The organism is Shigella sp. FC1544 (genome assembly GCF_001722145.1).
GTDB classification, from domain to species: domain Bacteria; phylum Pseudomonadota; class Gammaproteobacteria; order Enterobacterales; family Enterobacteriaceae; genus Escherichia; species Escherichia coli.
Genome location: NZ_MECT01000548.1, coordinates 1 through 22658 on the forward strand (window position 1 = coordinate 1; position 22658 = coordinate 22658).

At 50.1% G+C, this 22658-nt stretch carries 24 protein-coding genes, 3 tRNA genes and 4 pseudogenes; 19 read left to right on the forward strand and 12 right to left on the reverse strand.

Features of this window, described 5'->3' with window-relative positions; genetic code table 11:
• Positions 1 to 114, forward strand: a 114-nt coding sequence (locus BGK49_RS31460) for a hypothetical protein (RefSeq protein ID WP_001445128.1), incomplete at its 5' end; no start/stop codon positions are given.
• 39 nt (positions 115 to 153) lie between these two features.
• Here the strand turns inward: BGK49_RS31460 and BGK49_RS19680 are convergent.
• From BGK49_RS19680 to yedE, 3 genes are all read right to left on the reverse strand, one after another.
• Positions 154 to 825 carry an SOS response-associated peptidase gene (locus BGK49_RS19680; RefSeq protein ID WP_000334573.1) on the reverse strand — a complete coding sequence of 224 codons (672 nt, stop codon included), beginning with the start codon at positions 823 to 825 and terminating at the stop codon, positions 154 to 156.
• A 106-nt stretch (positions 826 to 931) separates the two neighbouring features.
• Entirely contained in the window at positions 932 to 1165 is a 234-nt protein-coding gene (gene yedF, locus BGK49_RS19685) for a sulfurtransferase-like selenium metabolism protein YedF (protein WP_000790507.1), read from the reverse strand.
• Entirely contained in the window at positions 1162 to 2367 is a 1206-nt protein-coding gene (gene yedE, locus BGK49_RS19690) for a selenium metabolism membrane protein YedE/FdhT (RefSeq protein WP_000118901.1), read from the reverse strand. The genes yedF and yedE overlap by 4 nt, the downstream gene beginning before the upstream one ends.
• A gap of 186 nt (positions 2368 to 2553) precedes the next feature.
• Here yedE and yedD point away from each other — a divergent pair, with 186 nt between their 5' ends.
• Positions 2554 to 2967 (forward strand): lipoprotein YedD, encoded by a 414-nt coding sequence (yedD, locus tag BGK49_RS19695; protein WP_001295642.1) that lies wholly within the window; start codon positions 2554 to 2556, stop codon positions 2965 to 2967.
• A 33-nt stretch (positions 2968 to 3000) separates the two neighbouring features.
• On the opposite strand, the gene amyA is transcribed toward yedD, so the two are convergent.
• The 4 genes and pseudogenes from amyA to fliD form a co-directional block, all read right to left on the reverse strand.
• A complete protein-coding gene (amyA, locus tag BGK49_RS19700) occupies positions 3001 to 4488 on the reverse strand; it encodes an alpha-amylase (RefSeq protein ID WP_001245718.1) in 1488 nt (495 codons plus the stop codon).
• Positions 4489 to 4565: 77 nt separating this feature from the next.
• A pseudogene (gene fliT / locus BGK49_RS19705) lies at positions 4566 to 4932 on the reverse strand (flagella biosynthesis regulatory protein FliT).
• A complete protein-coding gene (fliS, locus tag BGK49_RS19710; RefSeq protein WP_000270663.1) occupies positions 4932 to 5342 on the reverse strand; it encodes a flagellar export chaperone FliS in 411 nt (136 codons plus the stop codon). Before fliS ends, fliT begins: the two are co-directional and overlap by 1 nt.
• 24 nt (positions 5343 to 5366) lie before the next feature.
• On the reverse strand, positions 5367 to 6773 hold the full coding sequence (gene fliD, locus BGK49_RS19715; RefSeq protein ID WP_000146788.1) for a flagellar filament capping protein FliD: 1407 nt from the start codon (positions 6771 to 6773) through the stop codon (positions 5367 to 5369).
• Between the two features lie 265 nt (positions 6774 to 7038).
• Between fliD and BGK49_RS19720 the strand changes: the two genes are divergently transcribed.
• The 8 genes and pseudogenes from BGK49_RS19720 to sdiA all read left to right on the forward strand — a co-directional run bounded on the left by BGK49_RS19720 (position 7039) and on the right by sdiA (position 14743).
• A complete protein-coding gene (locus BGK49_RS19720; protein ID WP_000079686.1) occupies positions 7039 to 8745 on the forward strand; it encodes a FliC/FljB family flagellin in 1707 nt (568 codons plus the stop codon).
• Positions 8746 to 9064: 319 nt separating this feature from the next.
• Positions 9065 to 9783, forward strand: a pseudogene (gene fliA / locus BGK49_RS19725) (RNA polymerase sigma factor FliA).
• Between the two features lie 45 nt (positions 9784 to 9828).
• Positions 9829 to 10380 carry a flagella biosynthesis regulatory protein FliZ gene (gene fliZ / locus BGK49_RS19730; RefSeq protein ID WP_005026627.1) on the forward strand — a complete coding sequence of 184 codons (552 nt, stop codon included), beginning with the start codon at positions 9829 to 9831 and terminating at the stop codon, positions 10378 to 10380.
• 87 nt (positions 10381 to 10467) lie between these two features.
• On the forward strand, positions 10468 to 11268 hold the full coding sequence (gene tcyJ, locus BGK49_RS19735) for a cystine ABC transporter substrate-binding protein (RefSeq protein ID WP_001295643.1): 801 nt from the start codon (positions 10468 to 10470) through the stop codon (positions 11266 to 11268).
• A gap of 104 nt (positions 11269 to 11372) precedes the next feature.
• Positions 11373 to 12359: a D-cysteine desulfhydrase gene (gene dcyD / locus BGK49_RS19740; RefSeq protein WP_001128240.1), complete on the forward strand. Its 987-nt coding sequence runs from the start codon at positions 11373 to 11375 to the stop codon at positions 12357 to 12359.
• A 14-nt stretch (positions 12360 to 12373) separates the two neighbouring features.
• Positions 12374 to 13042, forward strand: coding sequence for a cystine ABC transporter permease (tcyL, locus tag BGK49_RS19745; protein ID WP_001158220.1), 669 nt, complete (start codon positions 12374 to 12376; stop codon positions 13040 to 13042).
• Positions 13039 to 13791, forward strand: a complete 753-nt coding sequence (gene tcyN / locus BGK49_RS19750; protein WP_001272989.1) for an L-cystine ABC transporter ATP-binding protein TcyN — start codon at positions 13039 to 13041, stop codon at positions 13789 to 13791. Before tcyL ends, tcyN begins: the two co-directional genes overlap by 4 nt.
• Positions 13792 to 14020: 229 nt before the next feature.
• A complete protein-coding gene (gene sdiA / locus BGK49_RS19755) occupies positions 14021 to 14743 on the forward strand; it encodes a transcriptional regulator SdiA (RefSeq protein ID WP_001154276.1) in 723 nt (240 codons plus the stop codon).
• 66 nt (positions 14744 to 14809) lie between these two features.
• Here the strand turns inward: sdiA and yecF are convergent, their stop codons facing one another.
• The 3 genes and pseudogenes from yecF to BGK49_RS31540 form a co-directional block, all read right to left on the reverse strand.
• On the reverse strand, positions 14810 to 15034 hold the full coding sequence (gene yecF / locus BGK49_RS19760; RefSeq protein ID WP_000106474.1) for a DUF2594 family protein YecF: 225 nt from the start codon (positions 15032 to 15034) through the stop codon (positions 14810 to 14812).
• On the reverse strand, positions 15021 to 15197 hold the full coding sequence (gene yecU, locus BGK49_RS29875; RefSeq protein WP_000590347.1) for a protein YecU: 177 nt from the start codon (positions 15195 to 15197) through the stop codon (positions 15021 to 15023). Before yecU ends, yecF begins: the two co-directional genes overlap by 14 nt.
• Before the next feature lie 81 nt (positions 15198 to 15278).
• A pseudogene (locus BGK49_RS31540) lies at positions 15279 to 15350 on the reverse strand (transcriptional regulator); the annotation flags it as partial.
• A 141-nt stretch (positions 15351 to 15491) separates the two neighbouring features.
• Between BGK49_RS31540 and uvrY the strand changes: the two are divergent.
• From uvrY to yecA, 7 genes are all read left to right on the forward strand, one after another.
• Positions 15492 to 16148 (forward strand): UvrY/SirA/GacA family response regulator transcription factor, encoded by a 657-nt coding sequence (uvrY, locus tag BGK49_RS19770; RefSeq protein WP_000611335.1) that lies wholly within the window; start codon positions 15492 to 15494, stop codon positions 16146 to 16148.
• Positions 16145 to 17977: an excinuclease ABC subunit UvrC gene (uvrC, locus tag BGK49_RS19775; RefSeq protein ID WP_001283413.1), complete on the forward strand. Its 1833-nt coding sequence runs from the start codon at positions 16145 to 16147 to the stop codon at positions 17975 to 17977. The genes uvrY and uvrC overlap by 4 nt, the downstream gene beginning before the upstream one ends.
• A gap of 56 nt (positions 17978 to 18033) precedes the next feature.
• Positions 18034 to 18582, forward strand: a complete 549-nt coding sequence (gene pgsA, locus BGK49_RS19780) for a CDP-diacylglycerol--glycerol-3-phosphate 3-phosphatidyltransferase (protein ID WP_001160187.1) — start codon at positions 18034 to 18036, stop codon at positions 18580 to 18582.
• Between the two features lie 151 nt (positions 18583 to 18733).
• A tRNA-Gly gene (locus BGK49_RS19785) sits at positions 18734 to 18809 on the forward strand.
• 54 nt (positions 18810 to 18863) lie between these two features.
• Positions 18864 to 18937 (forward strand) — tRNA-Cys (locus tag BGK49_RS19790).
• A 12-nt stretch (positions 18938 to 18949) separates the two neighbouring features.
• A tRNA-Leu gene (locus BGK49_RS19795) sits at positions 18950 to 19036 on the forward strand.
• Between the two features lie 195 nt (positions 19037 to 19231).
• Positions 19232 to 19897 carry a UPF0149 family protein YecA gene (gene yecA, locus BGK49_RS19800; RefSeq protein WP_000847909.1) on the forward strand — a complete coding sequence of 222 codons (666 nt, stop codon included), beginning with the start codon at positions 19232 to 19234 and terminating at the stop codon, positions 19895 to 19897.
• A 61-nt stretch (positions 19898 to 19958) separates the two neighbouring features.
• Here the strand turns inward: yecA and tyrP are convergent, their stop codons facing one another.
• Positions 19959 to 21170, reverse strand: coding sequence for a tyrosine transporter TyrP (tyrP, locus tag BGK49_RS19805; protein WP_000797568.1), 1212 nt, complete (start codon positions 21168 to 21170; stop codon positions 19959 to 19961).
• Positions 21171 to 21360: 190 nt separating this feature from the next.
• Here tyrP and BGK49_RS19810 point away from each other — a divergent pair, with 190 nt between their 5' ends.
• Complete coding sequence (locus tag BGK49_RS19810) at positions 21361 to 21600, forward strand: YecH family metal-binding protein (protein ID WP_000377225.1); 240 nt, start codon at positions 21361 to 21363, stop codon at positions 21598 to 21600.
• Positions 21601 to 21637: 37 nt separating this feature from the next.
• Here BGK49_RS19810 and ftnA read toward each other — a convergent pair whose 3' ends face one another.
• Positions 21638 to 22135 (reverse strand): non-heme ferritin, encoded by a 498-nt coding sequence (ftnA, locus tag BGK49_RS19815; RefSeq protein WP_004983027.1) that lies wholly within the window; start codon positions 22133 to 22135, stop codon positions 21638 to 21640.
• A 186-nt stretch (positions 22136 to 22321) separates the two neighbouring features.
• On the opposite strand from ftnA, the pseudogene BGK49_RS19820 reads away from it, so the two are divergent.
• Positions 22322 to 22658 (forward strand): annotated as a pseudogene (locus BGK49_RS19820) (IS1-like element IS1A family transposase); the annotation flags it as partial.

Genomic DNA, 22658 nt, shown 5'->3' on the forward strand with positions numbered 1-22658 from the left:
GGCGCTCGTAACATTTTAGCGGCGGGGCACGCCGTTCTTGCCTGTGGAGAGATGGTGCAGTCAGGCCGCCCGTTGAAGCAGGAACCCACCGAAATGATTCAGGCGACAGCCTGAACGTAGCAGGGAGCCTCGTCCTTCAGGGCGTGGAGGATGTCAACAAACAGGTTGAATTAACTCCGCGCCCTGGTTTTTGACATTACCTACCGCGCGCGATACCGGGTGCCAGGTGAACTGGTTTGCTGGCACACAGCCGTTGGTAGCAATTTCTGATGCTTCTTTACCGCCAATCTCTTGCCGCATCCATTCCTGTGCAGCTTCTGGCGACAGAACCAGCGGGCGGCGGTCATGAATGTCTACCAGACCCTGGTCTGCTGCAGCAGTGACAATTAAAAATCCTTCGGCTTCGTCACCATGCTCAAATGGTGTGCTACCTATCGCGGCCATAAAAATAGGTTGTCCATCAGCACGATAGATAAAAAAAGGCTGTTTTTTGTCGCCTTCTTTTTTCCACTCAAACCAGCCATCGGCAAAACAGATTGCCCGACCATGTTGCCAGAGCGGTTTAAACATGCGACTGGTTGCGGCAGTTTCTATGCGGGCGTTAATCAGCGGCGGTTTATCCCACCATCCGGGAGCATATCCCCAGAAAACCGGATCCAGATGAAGGTGTTCATCACGTTCACTGAGCAGAAGAACTTTGGTTCCCGGCGCGACGTTGTATCTGCCAATGGGTTCGGGATCGTAGGGAATATCGCGTTCAATATCTTCCGCGAGAAGCGCAAGGTAATCTTCACGCGTTTGGGATTGGGCAAAGCGTCCACACATAGAAACCTCCTGAGATCATACTGAAAAGAATAGGAGAGGGGGCGGGTAAAATCTATGTGTCAGAGGCAACGATGTTCCCGCTGTGGGCCACAGCGGGAATGAGGGATTACTTCTGAATTAAATAACGAATGGTCGGCCCGTCTTGCTGAATATCCCGCACCGTATAGCCGTGATTACGCGCATCCAGTGGAATATTATTGATCGACTGTGGACAGTCGCTCACCACTTCCAGGATTTCCCCTTTTTTTAACTGCGGCATCGCCTCAAGGGTTGCGACTGCCGGATAAGGGCAGGGTTCACCCACCATATAAAGGCGGTAATCAGGAACGATATTTTTCATGCGATCTCCTTAGCAGTCTGCGGTGCCGCACGGCGGAAGAAGCGTTTTTCCCAGCCGATAATCAACATCAGCGCAGTAAACAACAGCAAATATGTCACCAGCAGGCCACCCATCGGGCCAAAGGTTTTCAGCAGGTTGATTTTGTCCCAGTCGGTGGCCAGCGCCGGAGCGAAATCATCCCAGTAATACGCCAGAATCGTCGAGCCGATCACATTGCCCAGACCGACCCACCAGTAGTGCACCTGGCCTTCTACCGCGCGGTACATCCAGCCGGTTTCGCAGCCGCCTGCCAGCACGATGCCAAAACCAAACAGTAAACCACCAATTACCGCGTTTGGTCCCGCCCACATGATTTTGGGTTCAACGCCTAACTGTACGTAACTGAAGATCCCGATGGCACTCACCGCCATACCGATAATGATTGCTTTCGCCATATGGGTACGTCCGGTGATCCACATATCGCGGAACGCCGAAGTAAAGCAGATTTGCGCACGTTCAATCAGTAAACCAAAGCCGACGCCAAACAGCATTGCCAGCCCCAGTTTTGGTTGGTTCATCGCCGTGAGCAGCGCCCAGCCCAGCATACCGAAAAAGACCAGCATCCCGAGACGAAAACGACGCCGCGCCTGATCCGGTTTTTGCGTCAGCGGTGAGGCGGCAGAAACTTTCTGCATTTTCACGGGAATACGGAAGATGGGCAGCAGGGTAAAGCGTGCGCCAAACCATGAACCAATGGCAGTGGCGATGGCAAAGAACCAGGCATGCAGCGAGAACTGAGGAATACCGGTAAAGAACGCCGCCAGGTTACAGCCCATTGCCAGACGCGCGCCAAAACCAGCGATAATACCGCCAATAATGGCCTGCATAATGCGGATACGGCTGCGTGGCATGCGCAGTTTGACATTGTTGGCCCACAGCGCTGCGGCAAAGCAGCCGCCAAACATGCCGAGGATCATCATCCCGTCGATGCGGGTTAATGGCGATCCTTCCAGATGGATAATTTTAAAATAACCCCACTCTTCAGCATGGACGCCAAACAGCTGCAGGAGCTGGCCGCCCCAACGGGTAAATTCACCCGTGACAGCCCAAAAGGTGCCAGTAATGCCAAAATAGTAAGTGGAGAGAATACCCGCCGCGATGACCGCAGGGATGGGTGCCCAGAATTTAATCAACCAGGCGTGTTTGAATTGCTGCCATGACATGAATGTAGCCTCTGAACTCAGAAGGTTTGAAACAAGAGTCGCGAATCATACATCATGCAAATTTATTTTCGGGGTAATAATTCACAAAAATAATAGTTAGATCAAATTTCTCTCTGAACCTGGAAAGGCTGGCGACATCAGGGCTTTAATGCCACAATCCTCTTTTCTTCTCATGCAGGACGAATGATGAAAAAACTCGCAATTGCAGGCGCGCTCATGTTGCTGGCGGGCTGTGCCGAAGTCGAAAACTATAACAATGTCGTGAAAACCCCCGCGCCGGACTGGCTGGCGGGCTACTGGCAGACCAAAGGGCCGCAACGTGCGCTGGTCAGTCCGGAAGCGATAGGCAGCCTGATTGTCACTAAAGAGGGTGATACTCTGGATTGCCGTCAGTGGCAGCGGGTGATTGCTGTGCCGGGTAAGTTGACATTGATGTCTGATGATCTCACTAACGTTACCGTAAAACGTGAGCTGTACGAGGTTGAGCGTGACGGTAACACCATTGAGTACGATGGTATGACGATGGAGCGTGTGGATCGCCCGACGGCAGAGTGTGCCGCCGCGCTGGATAAAGCGCCGTTACCGACGCCACTGCCGTAATGAAATCTCCCCGGCTTGCCGCCGGGGATGAATTTAAATCACCTCTTCGATAACCCACACGCTGACGCTGCCGCCGTTGCAAAAGAAGGTTGCTTCGCCGTGTTCGTCGGTTATTACGCTCTCTTGCCGGTTCCCCAGAAAATCACGCCAGGTTTTATTGCCGTAATTCTCTCCCAGATGAATGGTTTTTTCGCCATCATCCCCGTTCGACATGACCACCACGCAGCCGGGATATTCGTCGGTGCCACTGCGGCTAAAGGCAATGCAGTTCGGATGGTCGAAAAATAACGTCTGTACACCGTGGGCGAAACGCTGACGGGCGAGAATTAACTCATCAAGCTGTTCGATTATTGGCATATCTATCGGATAGGTTTGCCCGTCACCACCGACATCTTCGTAATGCGCACCGTAGAGGTCCGGATAGAATACCGAAGGAACGCCATTTTCCCGCAACAAAATTAAGGCATACGCCAGCGGTTTAAACCACGGTTCGACCGGCGCTTCGAGGGCTTGCAACGGTTGGGTGTCGTGATTGGCAACGAGCGTCACGGCGTGGAAAGGATCGGCTTCCACTAATGTACCCGTGAAAATCTGCGTCATGTCGTAGTCGCGCCCCATGCGCGATGCTTCATGGAATTTCATCTGCAGCGGCGCATCGAACAGCATGGTTTTGCCTTCCACCTGATCAATATACGTTTGCAGTTTATCGACTTCATGCGACCAGTACTCCGCCACAATAAACAGCGGCTTTGGCGCAACTTCCTGTACGTGTTCGATCCACTCTTTATAAAACCACGCCGGAATATGTTTGACCGCATCAAGACGAAAACCGTCGCATTGCGTTTGTTCCATCACCCAGCGCGCCCAGTATTTAATCTCTTCCGTCACGGCATGATTGCGAAAATCGATATTCTCGCCCATCAGATAATCGAAATTACCTAATTCATCATCAACCTGATCGTTCCAGCCTTCGCCGGTGTAGTCGTTAACAATTTTAAATATGCCATCTTCATCAGGGTTTTCGATATGGTCGATACCGCTAAAACATTTGAAATCCCAGATAAACTGTGAGTATTGCCCGGCACGGGCGGGGAAGGTGTAACGCGTCCAGCCTTCGCACTCAATGATTTCTTCATCAATTTGCGTACGGTCGTCAGCATTTACACGCTGCACGCGAATAGCTTCTTTTTCATCCGCGCCCATTTTGTGGTTGACTACCACGTCCAACAGCACCGCAATGTCATTACGTTTCAGGGCGTCAATGGCGGCCAGCAATTGTACTTTATCGCCATATTTAGTAGGGATGCTGCCTTTCTGATCAAACTCGCCTAAATCAAATAAATCATAGGAGTCGTAGCCGACCGAATACCCGCCCGATGCGCCTTTATAGGCGGGCGGCAACCAGACCATATTGATACCAATATCATTAAAACCGTCGGCGCGCTCGGCCAGTTCAGGCCAGAGCTTACCGCCTTCCGGGTAATACCAGTGAAAACATTGTAACAGCGTGGGATTACGCATTCTTCGACTCCATTCAAGGGGAACATTAGAAGCGTAGCCGTAATCGGATTATTCGCGAACCATTAGCTCGTTAAGATTCACGAGAAGTTATCTTGCGGAGCCAGCACAAAGCCGCCCTGATCGCCATAGGCACTTAACACCGATTTTTGCACCGATGACTGACCGACCAGTTTCGCCAGTTCATCCATACGAATCTGTAATAACTGCTTTACCTTGCTTTCGTTGTCGAGAATCAGGCGCAGCATCGGGCGGAGCTGCTCCTGCATCGTGGTGGACGGGGCAACCTCTTCAGTCAGGTGTGCTATACTCCTGCACCGCATTCACATACGCCATTTCGCTGGCGATGAGTTCGTCCCATTGTTCTTCCGTTGCCAGGCGTAACATGAGCTGGCTTTTTTCGACGAGTTGTTGCCAGGCAAAATACAAATGCGGTGCATGGTTCATCAGACTGGGTCCTGAATCAAAGAAGGGGAGAGTAACGACTCTTTCCAGGCATCGGCAATATTGCGCATTAATGCTTCCACTTCTTCGACTGCGGAGACATCGTTGCGTAAATTGGCTTGCAGCAAGCGCCTGACCATATAGCTATAAAGAGCAATCAAGTTTTGGGTTAGTTCGTCTTTGCTCTCTTCATCAAGACTCACCCGCAGTCCGTTCTCAATGATGTTGATCGCTTTTGACAAAGAGACGCCTTTGCCTTGCTGATTGTTGTCCTGCATAAACAGGCGCGCTCTAACCAGTGCGCTCAGCACTCCATCAAATAGCATGGTGACCAGCTGCTGCTGGCTGGCGCTCATTACGGCGCTTTCGACGCCAATTTGTGCATAGGCCTGGGTGCCTTTTGCCGCGTACATGACCTGTCTCCCGATGAATAATGATTACTTGGAATTACTGTTGTTTTCGAACTGCTGCGTTAAGTAGCTGCTGGTGCTGTTTAACGAGGTCATTAAAACGTCCAGTTGGGTAAATTGTTTTTTGTAGCGCGCGACCTGCGCATCAATGCGATCGCTGGCGGCGTTGTAGTTTTTAGTTAACTTATTCAGGGTCTTACTAACGCCATCGGTAGCGGCTTTAATAATGCCCGTTGTCGAAAGCCAACTGGTCAGGTTGCTGCCGATGGTGGTCGTGATGCCGGTTTTTTTACCATCGCCAACAATCAATGCACCTACGCCGCTGGCATCTTTTTTCAGTGCAGCGGTGAGTTTGTCGGCATCCAGTTCCAGTTTGCCATCGCTGGGATCGGTCGTGATACCAATCTGCGCCAGCGTTTTATAGCTGGAAGAACTGACGGTATTACTCAGCATCGACTTCAACTGCGTCTGAATCGTCCGCAGCGTGGAGTCGCCGAGCAGTGCGCCATTGCTAGAACTCTGGCTATCAGCTCCCGCATCTACGGCGGTGTATTTGGTCAGGCTACTGAAGGTATCTATTAACGAGTTATAGGCATTCACCCAGTCTTTAATCGCCGTTTGCGCTTTGGAGGTGTCCTGAGTGATGGTTAGCGTCTGGTTGCCCGTGGTGACATCGTTCAGGTTCAGGGTGATGTTTTCCAGCGCGTCGCTGATGGTGTTGCTGCTGTTCTCAATGGCGACGTTGTTGACCGTCAGCTGCGCATTCTGGGCGGCGACCGAGACCTCCATACCGTTGCTGCTGGCACTGGCGTCATAGCCCATAAAGCTTTGTAGCGCATCATCACCGCTGACCGAGAGTGTCATCGCATTATCAAGGCCGGTGTCATTTGATGTGACTGACAGACGATATTCACCGTTACCCACGTTAATGATGCTCGCACTTACGCCCGCTTTTGCGTTGTTGATAGCATCACGGATCCCGCTTAACGATGAGTTAGCCGCGCTGATATCAATGGTAATCGGATCTTTGTCGCCGCCTTGTTGAATGGTGAGTTTGCTGTCGCTGGTGGCGATCGCCGTTTTCGTATCATCTCTGGTGGTGCGCGTGGTCAGGGTTTGCGCCTGCGCCAGATGGGTGACGCTGATGGTGTATTTCCCGGCGATGGCGTTACCCGCAGTGGTGGCACTGAACGCGGTGGTGCTGCTGGTAGTGCTGGTGGCGGAAAAAAGATCGGCTTTAGACAATGCAGTATTGGCGGTCTGGAAAGTCGTCAGCGCGCTTTTCAGCGTACCGTAGGCGCTAAGTTTAGCGGTAAACGACGATTGCTGATTTGAAATAGGGGTTAGCGTCGCTTTTTGCGCGGCGGTGAGGCTATCAAGGATTGAACTTAAATCCAGACCTGACCCGACTCCCAGCGATGAAATACTTGCCATGCGATTTCCTTTTATCTTTCGACACGTAAAACGAATACCGGGGTTATCGGCCTGAATTGCGCAAAGTTTACGTTTAATTGTTTTTTTTAATAGCGGGAATAAGGGGCAGAGAAAAGAGTATTTCGGCGACTAACAAAAAATGGCTGTTTGTGAAAAAAATTCTAAAGGTTGTTTTACGACAGACGATAACAGGGTTGACGGCGATTGAGCCGACGGGTGGAAACCCAATACGTAATCAACGACTTGCAATATAGGATAACGAATCATGGCACAAGTCATTAATACCAACAGCCTCTCGCTGATCACTCAAAATAATATCAACAAGAACCAGTCTGCGCTGTCGAGTTCTATCGAGCGTCTGTCTTCTGGCTTGCGTATTAACAGCGCGAAGGATGACGCCGCAGGTCAGGCGATTGCTAACCGTTTTACTTCTAATATTAAAGGCCTGACTCAGGCGGCCCGTAACGCCAACGACGGTATCTCCGTTGCGCAGACCACTGAAGGCGCGCTGTCCGAAATCAACAACAACTTACAGCGTATTCGTGAACTGACGGTTCAGGCTTCTACCGGGACTAACTCCGATTCGGATCTGGACTCCATTCAGGACGAAATCAAATCCCGTCTGGACGAAATTGACCGCGTATCTGGCCAGACCCAGTTCAACGGCGTGAACGCACTGGCGAAAGACGGTTCAATGAAAATTCAGGTTGGTGCGAATGACGGCCAGACTATCACGATTGATCTGAAGAAAATTGACTCAGATACGCTGGGGCTGAATGGTTTTAACGTGAATGGCAAAGGCACTATTGCGAACAAAGCTGCTACAGTCAGCGATCTGACCGCTGCTGGTGCAACGGGAACAGGTCCTTATGCTGTGACCACAAACAATACAGCACTCAGCGCTAGCGATGCACTGTCTCGCCTGAAAACCGGAGATACAGTTACTACTACTGGCTCGAGTGCTGCGATCTATACTTATGATGCGGCTAAAGGGAACTTCACCACTCAAGCAACAGTTGCAGATGGCGATGTTGTTAACTTTGCGAATACTCTGAAACCAGCGGCTGGCACTACTGCATCAGGTGTTTATACTCGTAGTACTGGTGATGTGAAGTTTGATGTAGATGCTAATGGCGATGTGACCATCGGTGGTAAAGCCGCGTACCTGGACGCCACTGGTAACCTATCTACAAACAACGCCGGCATTGCATCTTCAGTGAAATTGTCCGATCTGTTTGCTAGCGGTAGTACCTTAGCGACAACTGGTTCTATCCAGTTGTCTGGCACAACTTATAACTTTGGTGCAGCGGCAACTTCTGGCGTAACCTACACCAAAACTGTAAGCGCTGATACTGTACTGAGCACAGTGCAGAGTGCTGCAACGGCTAACACAGCAGTTACTGGTGCGACAATTAAGTATAATACAGGTATTCAGTCTGCAACGGCGTCCTTCGGTGGTGCGAATACTAATGGTGCTGGTAATTCGAATGACACCTATACTGATGCAGACAAAGAGCTCACCACAACCGCATCTTACACTATCAACTACAACGTCGATAAGGATACCGGTACAGTAACTGTAGCTTCAAATGGCACAGGTGCAACTGGTAAATTTGCAGCTACTGTTGGGGCACAGGCTTATGTTAACTCTACAGGCAAACTGACCACTGAAACCACCAGTGCAGGCACTGCAACCAAAGATCCTCTGGCTGCCCTGGATGAAGCTATCAGCTCCATCGACAAATTCCGTTCATCCCTGGGTGCTATTCAGAACCGTCTGGATTCTGCAGTCACCAACCTGAACAACACCACTACCAACCTGTCTGAAGCGCAGTCCCGTATTCAGGACGCCGACTATGCGACCGAAGTGTCCAACATGTCGAAAGCGCAGATCATCCAGCAGGCCGGTAACTCCGTGCTGGCAAAAGCCAACCAGGTACCGCAGCAGGTTCTGTCTCTGCTGCAGGGTTAATCGTCGTAACCTGATTAACTGAGACTGACGGCAACGCCAAATTGCCTGATGCGCTGCACTTATCAGGCCTACAAGGTGAATTGCAATTTATTGAATTTGCACATTTTTGTAGGCCGGATAAGGCGTTTACGCCGCATCCGGCAACATAAAGCGCAATTTGTCAGCAACGTGCTTCCCCGCCACCGGCGGGGTTTTTTCTGCATGGAATTTACCGGTAACCCCCAAATAACCCCTCATTTCACCCACTAATCGTCCGATTAAAAACCCTGCAGAAACGGATAATCATGCCGATAACTCATATAACGCAGGGCTGTTTATCGTGAATTCACTCTATACCGCTGAAGGTGTAATGGATAAACACTCTCTGTGGCAGCGTTATGTCCCGCTGGTGCGTCACGAAGCATTGCGCCTGCAGGTTCGACTGCCGCGAGCGTGGAACTTGACGATCTGCTACAGGCGGGCGGCATTGGGTTACTTAATGCCGTCGAACGCTATGACGCCCTACAAGGAACGGCATTTACAACTTACGCAGTGCAGCGTATCCGTGGCGCTATGCTGGATGAACTTCGCAGCCGTGACTGGGTGCCGCGCAGCGTGCGACGCAACGCGCGTGAAGTGGCACAGGCAATAGGGCAACTGGAGCAGGAACTTGGCCGCAACGCCACGGAAACTGAGGTAGCGGAACGTTTAGGGATCGATATTGCCGATTATCGCCAAATGTTGCTCGACACCAATAACAGCCAGCTTTTCTCCTACGATGAGTGGCGCGAAGAGCACGGCGATAGCATCGAACTGGTTACTGATGATCATCAGCGAGAAAACCCGCTACAACAACTGCTGGACAGTAATCTGCGCCAGCGGGTGATGGAAGCTATCGAAACGTTGCCGGAGCGCGAAAAACTGGTATTAACCCTCTATTACCAGGAAGAGCTGAATCTCAAAGAGATTGGCGCGGTGCTGGAGGTCGGGGAATCGCGGGTCAGTCAGTTACACAGCCAGGCCATTAAACGGTTAAGCACTAAACTGGGTAAGTTATAACGTCAGTAAATGCCGCACTTTAACTTTGACTACCAGGAGTTCTTAATGATGGTGCAGCACCTGAAAAGACGGCCATTAAGCCGCTATCTTAAAGACTTTAAACACAGCCAGGCCCATTGCGCGCATTGCCGTAAATTACTCGATCGCATTACCTTAGTTCGCGACGGCAAAATAGTGAATAAAATCGAGATTTCCCGCCTGGACACGCTGCTTGATGAAAATGGCTGGCAAGTGGAACAACAGTCATGGGCGGCATTGTGCCGATTTTGCGGTGATTTACATTGCAAAACGCAGAGTGATTTTTTCGATATTATCGGCTTTAAGCAATTTCTTTTTGAGCAAACTGAAATGAGCCCAGGTACGGTGCGTGAATATGTCGTTCGTTTGCGCCGTTTGGGGAATAATCTACATGAGCAAAATATTTCCCTCGATCAGCTGCAGGACGGTTTCCTTGATGAAATCCTCGCCCCGTGGCTGCCCACCACCAGCACCAACAATTACCGCATCGCATTACGGAAGTATCAACACTATCAGCGTCAAACGTGTACCGGACTTGTGCAGAAATCCTCCAGCCTGCCTGCTTCTGATATATATTAAATAAGAATAAGATGTAGCGGAGTTGTTTTTGTGTTTACAAACAATGGCTCTACACTGCAAACAGACATAACAACATTCGGGGTGAATATGAAATTAGCACATCTGGGACGTCAGGCATTGATGGGTGTGATGGCCGTGGCGCTGGTTGCGGGCATGAGCGTTAAAAGTTTTGCAGATGAAGGTCTGCTTAATAAAGTCAAAGAGCGCGGTACGCTACTGGTAGGGCTGGAAGGAACTTATCCGCCGTTCAGTTTTCAGGGGGATGACGGCAAATTAACCGGTTTTGAAGTGGAATTTGCCCAACAGCTGGCAAAACATCTTGGCGTTGAGGCGTCACTAAAACCGACCAAATGGGACGGTATGCTAGCGTCGCTGGACTCTAAACGTATTGATGTGGTGATTAATCAGGTCACCATTTCTGATGAGCGCAAGAAAAAATACGATTTCTCTACCCCGTACACCATTTCTGGTATTCAGGCGCTGGTGAAAAAAGGTAACGAAGGCACCATTAAAACGGCTGCTGATCTGAAAGGCAAAAAAGTGGGTGTCGGTCTGGGTACCAACTATGAAGAGTGGCTGCGGCAGAATGTTCAGGGCGTCGATGTGCGTACCTATGATGATGACCCGACCAAATATCAGGATCTGCGCGTAGGCCGTATCGATGCGATCCTCGTTGACCGTCTGGCGGCGCTGGATCTGGTGAAGAAAACCAACGATACGCTGGCAGTAACCGGTGAAGCATTCTCCCGTCAGGAGTCTGGCGTGGCGCTGCGTAAAGGAAATGAAGACCTGCTGAAAGCAGTGAACGATGCAATTGCGGAAATGCAAAAAGATGGCACTCTGCAAGCCCTTTCCGAAAAATGGTTTGGTGCTGATGTGACCAAATAATCAGCATAATGACAAAAAAGGGCGCTTTCACTAGCGCCTTTTTTATTAACGCGTTTTCAGCGTGCATAATAAGAAAATCACAACAACACACATCGGAGGCTATTATGCCACTGCATAATTTAACCCGTTTTCCACGGCTGGAGTTTATCGGCGCGCCAACGCCGCTCGAATATCTGCCGCGCTTTTCTGATTATCTTGGACGGGAAATTTTCATCAAACGGGATGACGTCACACCCATGGCAATGGGCGGCAATAAATTACGTAAGCTGGAATTTCTCGCGGCAGATGCCCTGCGCGAAGGTGCCGATACGCTGATTACTGCCGGCGCGATCCAGTCTAACCATGTGCGGCAGACTGCCGCAGTTGCGGCGAAACTCGGCCTGCACTGCGTGGCGCTGCTGGAAAATCCTATTGGCACAACCGCAGAAAACTATTTAACCAACGGCAATCGTTTGTTGCTGAATCTGTTCAATACCCAGATTGAAATGTGCGACGCACTGACCGATCCCAATGCCCAACTGGAAGAGCTGGCGACGCGAGTCGAAGCACAAGGCTTTCGCCCGTATGTCATTCCGGTTGGCGGTTCTAATGCTCTGGGCGCGCTGGGTTATGTGGAGAGTGCGCTGGAAATCGCGCAACAGTGTGAAGGGGCGGTTAATATTTCGTCGGTGGTGGTCGCATCGGGCAGTGCCGGAACTCACGCCGGATTGGCTGTTGGGCTGGAACACCTGATGCCTGAAAGCGAACTGATTGGCGTGACCGTGTCGCGTTCCGTTGCCGATCAATTGCCGAAAGTGGTTAACCTACAACAGGCGATTGCGAAAGAACTGGAGCTGACCGCATCAGCGGAAATTTTACTCTGGGATGACTATTTTGCACCTGGCTACGGCGTGCCGAACGACGAAGGCATGGAAGCAGTGAAATTGCTGGCGCGTCTGGAAGGCATTCTGCTTGATCCTGTGTATACCGGAAAAGCGATGGCGGGGCTGATTGACGGTATCAGTCAGAAACGCTTCAAAGATGAAGGGCCGATTCTGTTTATTCATACCGGCGGCGCGCCTGCGCTGTTCGCCTATCATCCCCACGTTTAGCTCCGGGAACGCTCATGCAAGAAAGTATACAACTGGTTATTGATTCCTTGCCGTTCCTGTTGAAAGGGGCTGGGTATACCCTGCAACTCAGTATCGGCGGCATGTTTTTTGGCTTACTACTCGGGTTTATTCTCGCGCTGATGCGCCTGTCGCCAATCTGGCCCGTGCGCTGGCTGGCGCGTTTTTATATCTCTATTTTTCGTGGTACGCCGCTCATCGCACAACTGTTTATGATCTATTACGGCCTGCCGCAGTTTGGTATCGAATTAGATCCCATTCCGTCAGCAATGATTGGTCTGTCGCTGAACACTGCCGCCTATGCCGCCGAAACGCTGCGCGCCGCCATTTCTTCTATTGATAAAGGTCAGTGGGAAGCCGCTGCCAGTATTGGTATGACGCCGTGGCAGACCATGCGTCGCGCGATTTTGCCACAGGCGGCGCGGGTGGCGTTGCCGCCGCTGTCGAACAGCTTTATCAGTCTGGTAAAAGATACGTCGCTGGCCGCGACAATCCAGGTGCCGGAGCTGTTCCGTCAGGCGCAGTTGATTACCTCGCGCACGCTGGAGGTGTTCACCATGTACCTGGCGGCTTCGCTCATCTACTGGATCATGGCGACTGTGTTATCGACGTTGCAGAACCATTTTGAGAATCAACTTAATCGCCAGGAGAGAGAACCCAAATGAGTGCCATTGAAGTTAAGAACCTGGTGAAAAAATTCCACGGTCAGACGGTGCTGCACGGTATCGACCTCGAGGTAAAGCCTGGCGAAGTGGTGGCAATTATCGGTCCGAGTGGTTCCGGCAAAACCACGTTGCTACGCAGCATAAATCTGCTGGAACAACCGGAAGCGGGAACGATCACCGTTGGCGATATCACTATTGATACTGCACGTTCATTAAGTCAGCAAAAATCGCTGATTCGCCAGTTGCGTCAGCACGTCGGGTTTGTCTTCCAGAACTTTAATTTGTTTCCGCATCGTACGGTGCTGGAAAACATTATTGAAGGGCCGGTGATCGTCAAAGGCGAACCGAAAGAAGAGGCCACGGCGCGCGCTCGCGAGCTGCTGGCGAAAGTTGGGCTGGCCGGTAAAGAAACCAGCTATCCACGTCGTTTGTCTGGCGGTCAACAGCAGCGTGTAGCGATTGCGCGTGCGCTGGCAATGCGTCCTGAGGTGATTTTGTTTGACGAGCCAACGTCAGCGCTGGATCCAGAGCTGGTGGGCGAAGTCCTGAACACAATCCGCCAGCTGGCGCAGGAAAAGCGCACGATGGTGATTGTGACGCACGAAATGAGCTTTGCCCGGGATGTTGCGGACCGGGCGATTTTTATGGACCTGGGGCGGATAGTCGAGCAGGGGGCAGCAAAAGCGTTATTTGCCGATCCCCAGCAGCCTCGCACCCGACAGTTCCTCGAGAAGTTTCTGCTGCAATAATAAGAAAAAATCAGCCCCGACGATTCACCTGTCGGGGCGGGACGCCATTTCAAGCGTGATAAAACTGCTTAACAAATCAGCATAACTCATTAATAACATAAGAGAATGCGATGGCTTGCAAAAGTAATTCATTGCCTGAATAATATAAATTATATATAAATCTTATTTATGTGATAGTTTGAATTATCATTATAAATGATACTCACTCTCAGGGGCGTTGCGGTTTACTATGCAGGATACGGATTTTTTCAGCTGGCGTCGCACGATGCTGTTGCGTTTTCAGAGGATGGAGGCCGCAGAAGAGGTCTACCATGAAATAGAGCTTCAGGCTCAGCAGCTGGAGTACGATTACTATTCGTTATGTGTTCGCCACCCGGTACCATTCACGCGACCTAAAGTGGCTTTCTACACCAATTACCCTGAGTCGTGGGTTAGTTATTATCAGGCAAAAAATTTTCTCGCAATTGATCCTGTGCTGAACCCTGAAAACTTTAGTCAGGGCCATTTAATGTGGAATGATGACTTATTCAGCGAAGCACAGCCATTATGGGAAGCCGCGCACGCACATGGTTTACGCCGCGGTGTCACTCAGTATTTAATGCTGCCAAATCGGGCGCTGGGCTTTTTGTCCTTTTCCCGTTGCAGCACGCGCGAAATACCCATTCTTAGTGATGAACTGCAATTAAAAATGCAGTTACTGGTGCGCGAAAGTCTGATGGCTCTGATGCGTTTAAATGATGAAATAGTGATGACGCCAGAGATGAATTTCAGCAAGCGCGAAAAAGAAATTCTGAAATGGACGGCGGAAGGGAAGACATCAGCAGAGATAGCGATGATTTTGTCAATCTCTGAGAATACGGTCAATTTCCATCAGAAAAACATGCAGAAAAAAATCAATGCACCAAATAAGACCCAGGTGGCCTGTTACGCGGCCGCTACTGGCTTAATTTGATCGCTTTTCTTTCTGCGTGCCAGATGCAAAAACCGGCTGAAAGGCACGCTCTCAGCCGGTTTTATATTACTGACGGTAGGCTTGTTTAATTTGCTTAACCGTTTTGGAAAATACTGCAGCCTGGGTTTCGTCTTCGATCAGCGCAAGCTGTTTTTCCATCTTTAACATCACGCGGCCCGCGTCAGCTTGTCCCATCGCCTGCAGCATCAGCGTCAGCATCGCTTTCAGGCAGGAGACTTCATTTGCCAGTTCTTGATTATTCTCGGCAGTAGAAAAATCAGGCGTACTCATTTATTTTCCTCGTCATGTTGCAATGAAAATTTGCGGTGAAAAATGTTAAGGCGGCGGAGTATACCATAAGCTTTGCTAAAAATAGCAGTGGTTGTTTTTTGAGCGTGATATCGGCAGTGCTATAAAATACGTTAATATAATGACCAATAAATATTTTTATCATGAATGTTTTTGCCCGTATTGTTCGGGTTAATTAATGTTACATATTCAGCGGGCTGATTTTCATTTTTGCTGAATAAAGTCAATTTTTGTCACATTTCATCGTAGGGCTTACTGTGAAACGATCCGGTAAGCCGTTGGTGACGGGCGTGACCATAACTGTGGACAATCGAATTGACAAAAACGAGAGAAAAATCGAATACCCACCATTTTTAACGTTTCAAAGTTGCAATAAAAACCGCTAATATACGAATGACTAACTATCAGTAGCGTTATCCCTATTTCTGGAGATATTTCTTTGATCAACGTTCTACTTGTTGATGACCACGAACTGGTGCGCGCAGGGATACGACGCATTCTGGAAGATATAAAGGGTATAAAAGTCGTCGGTGAGGCATCGTGCGGTGAAGACGCCGTTAAGTGGTGCCGGACAAATGCCGTTGACGTGGTGCTAATGGACATGAGTATGCCGGGCATTGGCGGTCTTGAGGCGACGCGTAAAATCGCGCGTTCCACAGCTGATGTCAAAATCATCATGCTTACCGTTCATACAGAAAACCCTTTACCAGCGAAAGTCATGCAGGCCGGTGCTGCGGGCTACCTCAGCAAAGGCGCGGCTCCGCAGGAAGTCGTGAGTGCGATTCGTTCTGTCTATTCAGGGCAGCGTTACATTGCTTCTGACATCGCTCAACAAATGGCGTTAAGCCAGATCGAACCAGAAAAAACAGAAAGCCCATTTGCCAGTTTGTCTGAACGTGAATTGCAGATTATGCTGATGATCACCAAGGGCCAGAAGGTCAATGAGATCTCAGAACAGCTCAATCTCAGTCCGAAAACGGTGAACAGCTACCGCTATCGTATGTTCAGTAAACTAAACATTCATGGCGATGTTGAGCTGACTCACCTGGCAATTCGCCATGGTCTGTGTAATGCGGAGACATTATCAAGTCAGTGAGTGATCAGTTTGACGCAAAAGCGTTTTTAAAAACCGTAACCAGCCAGCCAGGCGTTTATCGCATGTACGATGCTGGTGGTACGGTTATCTATGTCGGCAAAGCGAAAGACCTGAAAAAACGGCTTTCCAGCTATTTCCGTAGCAACCTCGCTTCGCGCAAAACCGAAGCGCTGGTCGCCCAGATTCAGCAAATTGATGTAACGGTTACTCATACAGAAACCGAAGCGCTGTTGCTGGAACACAACTACATCAAACTCTATCAGCCGCGTTACAACGTTTTGCTACGCGATGATAAATCTTATCCTTTTATCTTCCTGAGTGGCGATACCCACCCGCGTCTGGCGATGCATCGTGGTGCGAAGCATGCCAAAGGTGAATATTTCGGCCCGTTCCCGAATGGCTATGCCGTACGTGAAACTCTGGCGCTACTGCAAAAGATTTTCCCCATTCGCCAGTGCGAAAATAGTGTTTATCGCAATCGCTCGCGTCCGTGTCTGCAATATCAGATAGGGCGCTGTCTGGGACCGTGCGTTGAAGGACTGGTGAGTGAAGAAGAATACGCTCAGCAGGTCGAGTATGTGCGCCTGTTTTTGTCTGGCAAAGATGATCAGGTGCTTACGCAACTCATTAGCCGTATGGAAACTGCCAGTCAGAATCTGGAGTTTGAAGAAGCGGCACGTATTCGCGACCAAATTCAGGCGGTGCGACGCGTCACCGAAAAACAGTTTGTTTCCAATACCGGCGACGACCTTGACGTTATTGGTGTGGCGTTCGATGCCGGCATGGCTTGTGTCCACGTATTGTTCATTCGTCAGGGCAAAGTGCTCGGCAGCCGCAGCTATTTCCCGAAAGTGCCTGGCGGTACGGAACTGAGCGAGGTGGTAGAAACCTTCGTAGGTCAGTTCTATTTACAAGGCAGCCAGATGCGCACCTTACCGGGTGAGATCCTGCTCGATTTTAATCTTAGCGATAAAACGCTGCTCGCCGATTCCCTTTCAGAACTGGCGGGACGCAAGATTAATGTTCAAACCAAACCTCGCGGCGATAGGGCGCGTTATCTGAAACTCGCGCGCACCAATGCGGCGACGGCCTTAACCAGCAAACTTTTGCAGCAATCTACCGTTCACCAGCGACTGACCGCGCTTGCCAGCGTGTTGAAATTGCCGGAAGTGAAGCGGATGGAGTGCTTTGACATCAGCCATACCATGGGCGAACAAACCGTCGCTTCCTGTGTGGTGTTTGATGCTAACGGCCCGCTGCGTGCGGAGTATCGACGCTATAACATTACAGGCATCACGCCGGGCGATGATTATGCGGCGATGAATCAGGTGCTGCGTCGGCGTTATGGTAAAGCCATTGACGACAGTAAGATCCCGGATGTGATCCTTATCGACGGCGGCAAAGGCCAGCTTGCGCAGGCGAAAAATGTCTTCGCCGAACTGGATGTCTCATGGGATAAAAATCATCCGCTGCTACTTGGCGTTGCCAAAGGAGCAGATCGTAAGGCTGGACTGGAAACGCTGTTCTTTGAGCCGGAAGGTGAGGGATTTAGTTTGCCGCCAGATTCACCCGCGCTGCATGTTATCCAGCATATTCGCGATGAATCACATGATCACGCGATTGGCGGGCACCGTAAAAAACGGGCGAAGGTCAAAAATACCAGTTCCCTGGAAACCATTGAAGGCGTCGGGCCAAAACGTCGGCAAATGTTGTTGAAATATATGGGCGGTTTGCAAGGTTTACGTAACGCCAGCGTCGAGGAAATTGCAAAAGTGCCGGGTATTTCGCAAGGTCTGGCAGAAAAGATCTTCTGGTCGTTGAAACATTGATGTCTCTGTAGCAACATAGGGGTAATCTTACTGACAACAGATAGTTACCCGTCATTATGCAATTTAATATCCCTACGTTGCTTACACTATTCCGTGTCATCCTTATCCCATTCTTTGTATTGGTCTTTTATCTGCCTGTCACCTGGTCGCCGTTTGCCGCCGCGCTCATTTTCTGCGTCGCGGCGGTGACTGACTGGTTCGATGGTTTTCTGGCACGCCGCTGGAACCAGAGTACCCGGTTTGGTGCTTTCCTTGACCCTGTAGCAGATAAAGTTCTCGTGGCTATCGCCATGGTGCTGGTAACCGAGCATTATCACAGCTGGTGGGTGACCCTACCGGCGGCAACGATGATCGCCCGTGAAATTATTATTTCTGCGCTACGCGAATGGATGGCGGAGTTGGGTAAACGCAGTAGCGTGGCTGTCTCTTGGATTGGGAAAGTGAAAACCACTGCCCAGATGGTGGCGTTGGCCTGGCTGCTGTGGCGTCCGAACATTTGGGTTGAGTACGCCGGTATTGCACTTTTCTTTGTGGCTGCGGTACTGACTCTGTGGTCAATGTTGCAATATTTGAGCGCTGCGCGTGCAGATTTGCTTGATCAGTGATCGTTTCGGCGTAATTTTCAGCAAACGATCAAAAGTGGTGAAAAATATCGTTGACTCATCGCGCCAGGTAAGTAGAATGCAACGCATCGAAAGGCGGCACTGATTGCCAGACGATAATAAAATCAAGTGATTAACTGATTGCTTAATGAATGCGGGAATAGCTCAGTTGGTAGAGCACGACCTTGCCAAGGTCGGGGTCGCGAGTTCGAGTCTCGTTTCCCGCTCCAGTTTAAAAGACATCGGCGTCAAGCGGATGTCTGGCTGAAAGGCCTGAAGAATTTGGCGCGTTAACAAAGCGGTTATGTAGCGGATTGCAAATCCGTCTAGTCCGGTTCGACTCCGGAACGCGCCTCCACTTTCTTCCCGAGCCCGGATGGTGGAATCGGTAGACACAAGGGATTTAAAATCCCTCGGCGTTCGCGCTGTGCGGGTTCAAGTCCCGCTCCGGGTACCATGGGAAAGATAAGAATAAAATCAAAGCAATAAGCAGTGTCGTGAAACCACCTTCGGGTGGTTTTTTTGTGCCTGCAACTTGTCGTTACATCCTCCTTAATTTTTAATCACCGGCAAAGCCACTCAAAAAGTATCTCTGATACGGACCGGCATGTAAGATAGGTGCTGGCGAGTTGAGATCCACAAGGAAAAGCGTATGAAAACGGGACCGTTAAACGAAAGTGAGTTGGAATGGCTGGACGATATTCTGACCAAATACAACACTAACCACGCCATCCTTGATGTGGCGGAGCTGGACGATTTATTGACGGCGGTGTTGAGTTCTCCGCAAGAGATTGAACCGGAACAGTGGCTGGTTGCCGTGTGGGGTGGGGCTGACTATGTGCCGCGCTGGGCGTCAGAGAAAGAGATGACGCGCTTTATGAACCTGGCTTTTCAACATATGGCCGATACCGCAGAGCGTCTGAACGAATTCCCGGAGCAGTTTGAGCCGTTATTCGGCTTGCGAGAAGTTGATGGCAGCGAGCTGACGATTGTTGAGGAGTGGTGCTTTGGCTATATGCGGGGCGTGGCACTTTCTGACTGGTCAACGTTGCCCGATTCGTTAAAACCAGCGCTGGAGGCGATTGCGCTGCACGGTACTGAGGAAAACTTCGAGCGGGTAGAAAAGATGTCGCCAGAAGCGTTTGAAGAGAGCGTAGATGCCATTCGACTGGCGGCGCTTGATCTACATGCGTACTGGATGGCGCATCCGCAGGAAAAAGCTGTTCAGCAACCGATCAAAGCAGAAGAGAAACCGGGGCGTAACGATCCTTGCCCGTGCGGTAGTGGTAAGAAATTTAAGCAGTGCTGCCTGCATTAAGAGGCCAAATTGGGTGTCAGCGTTAATTCTGGCACCCAATAAGGAATTTGAGGCTATCTGATCACCCCACTTCTGGTAACAACCCTGCCGCAATCAAAAATTGCACGCCAATCACAGCAATACCACAGAGAAACACCACCACCAGCGCCGGACGACCACCTTTGACCCGGTAACCCGCCTGAGGATTGTGCTTTCTGCTTTGCCAGGTCAACAGCGAAGGGATAATCAATGCCAGTACCGCCAGCGCCACACCGGCGTAACCCAGCGCCATCACAAATCCTCGTGGATAAAACAGTGCAAACGCCAACGGCGGCAGAAAGGTAATTGCACCAGTTTGCAACCGTCCACCAACGGTATTTGAACGCTGAAATAAATCAGCCAGATAATCAAATAAGCCTAACGCAACGCCGAGAAATGACGTGGCGAGGGCTAAATCAGCAAATAAATGCACTGCCAGCTCAACATGCGGAGAGGCCACCATTTCGCGTAACGCCTGTAACAGCCCGTTTAATCCAGCATGATTAGCCAGCAATCCCATAAAGGTTGTTGAATCAATGCTGCCAAGCGTTGCCACCTGCCAGAAAATATATGCTACCAGGGGGATCGCACTACCGGTTATAAACACCCTGCGTAGCTTACGAACGTTGCCATCCATATAGCTGACAATACTCGGCACGCTACCGTGAAAACCAAATGAGGTAAAAATCACCGGGATTGCTGACAGAGCCAGCCCCTGTTGCAACGGCAGGGTTAAAAGATTCACTTTGTGAATATGCGGTAGCAGCAATACCAGCATCACCACCAGAAAAATAATTTTGGCGCTGAACAGAAAACGGTTAAATAAATCGACCAGCGATGTTCCAACACAAACCACGCCACCGGCAACAAAAGTGAACAACAGCACGCCAGCGGTTGCCGACATTGAAATACCTGTCCAGTCGCTGATGCTGGAGGCCAACAATTCACCGGCACCGCTGATGTATGCCGCAGTCAGAGCATACATTAAGAACATCATACTGAAGCCCGTCAGCCATTGACCGTAGCGTCCCAGATAGCGTTTTGCCAGCGTGCCCAGACCGGTATCTGCCGGAACATGCTGGTACACCTCCAGCAGTAATAGCGCCGTGTAGCACATCAACGCCCAAAGCCCAATCAACAAGATTAACGTGACGCTAAAACCAACACCTGCCGCAGCCAGCGGCATTGCCAGCATGCCTGCGCCAATTGTGGTTCCCGCCACGATAAAAACACTTCCCAGAGTTCTGTTTTTCACGCTTTCTTCTGTCCTGACGATCTTTATGAGTGATATCTGCGGCGCAGGTTAAGGCATAACGGCTGCTTCGTCAAACCGACGTTACATATGGTGTAAATATAAATGTACAATAAAAAGCATTCAGTTCTGCTCTGGCGCAAAGTCTTCATAAGCGGCAATCGCTACGCTAGGCTTTTTTTGAGGAGGAACGATGGACTCTATTCACGGTCATGAAGTGTTAAATATGATGATTGAATCAGGCGAGCAATATACGCATGCCAGTCTGGAAGCAGCAATTAAAGCGCGTTTTGGTGAACAGGCACGTTTTCACACCTGCTCGGCAGAAGGGATGACAGCGGGAGAGCTGGTAGCGTTTCTGGCAGCAAAAGGCAAATTTATACCTTCGAAAGACGGTTTTTCGACCGATCAGAGTAAGATTTGCCGTCACTGATTTGAAACGGCGGCAGTAAACCTGCCGCCGGAGAGCATTAGTTTTGTGTGTCGAGGGTAGAGAGTTCTTTGTCGATAAAATACAGACCTTCGCCGCTTTTGCCTGCCAGGCTTAATTTATCAATAATCGATTTGAACAGTTTCTCTTCTTCATGCTGCTCAGAAACATACCATTGCAGGAAATTAAATGTTGGGTAGTCCTGATTGGTCATTGCAGCATGAGCCAGTTCGTTAATTTTCTGGGTGATTAATTGTTCGTGTTTATAGGTTTCCTGGAATAATTCATCAAGTGAGGAATATTCAGCAAACGGAGATTCAACGGTATTAATACGCGGTAAATTGCCGGTATCAGTCAGGTAATCAAACAGATGCTGCATATGCGTCATCTCTTCCTGGGCGTGACGGCGCAGGAACGCGGCAGCACCTTCGAAGGTATGATAGCTGCACCAGGCGCTCATTTGCTGATAAAGCAGTGAAGAGTACAGTTCCAGGTTCATCTGCTCATTAAGTTTTTCAATCATTTCTGGTTTCAGCATGATAGTGCTCCACAAAGGTTATATTTGTTGCTGTGGCGTCACTATAATTTGTTATTTTATTATTTGCAAAAGGTAAAATATAAACTTCAATTATTAAAAATACGAATGGGAATAAAACGCATTACCGCTATGGTGATGCTGCCAACTTACTGATTTAGTGTATGATGGTGTTTTTGAGGTGCTCCAGTGGCTTCTGTTTCTATCAGCTGTCCCTCCTGTTCAGCTACTGACGGGGTGGTGCGTAACGGCAAAAGCACTGCCGGACATCAGCGCTATCTCTGCTCTCACTGCCGTAAAACATGGCAACTGCAGTTCACTTACACCGCTTCTCAACCCGGTACGCACCAGAAAATTATTGATATGGCCATGAATGGCGTTGGATGCCGGGCAACTGCACGCATTATGGGCGTTAGCCTCAACACGATTTTACGTCACTTAAAAAACTCAGGCCGCAGTCGGTAACCTCGCGCATACAGCCGGGCAGTGACGTCATCGTCTGCGCGGAAATGGACGAACAGTGGGG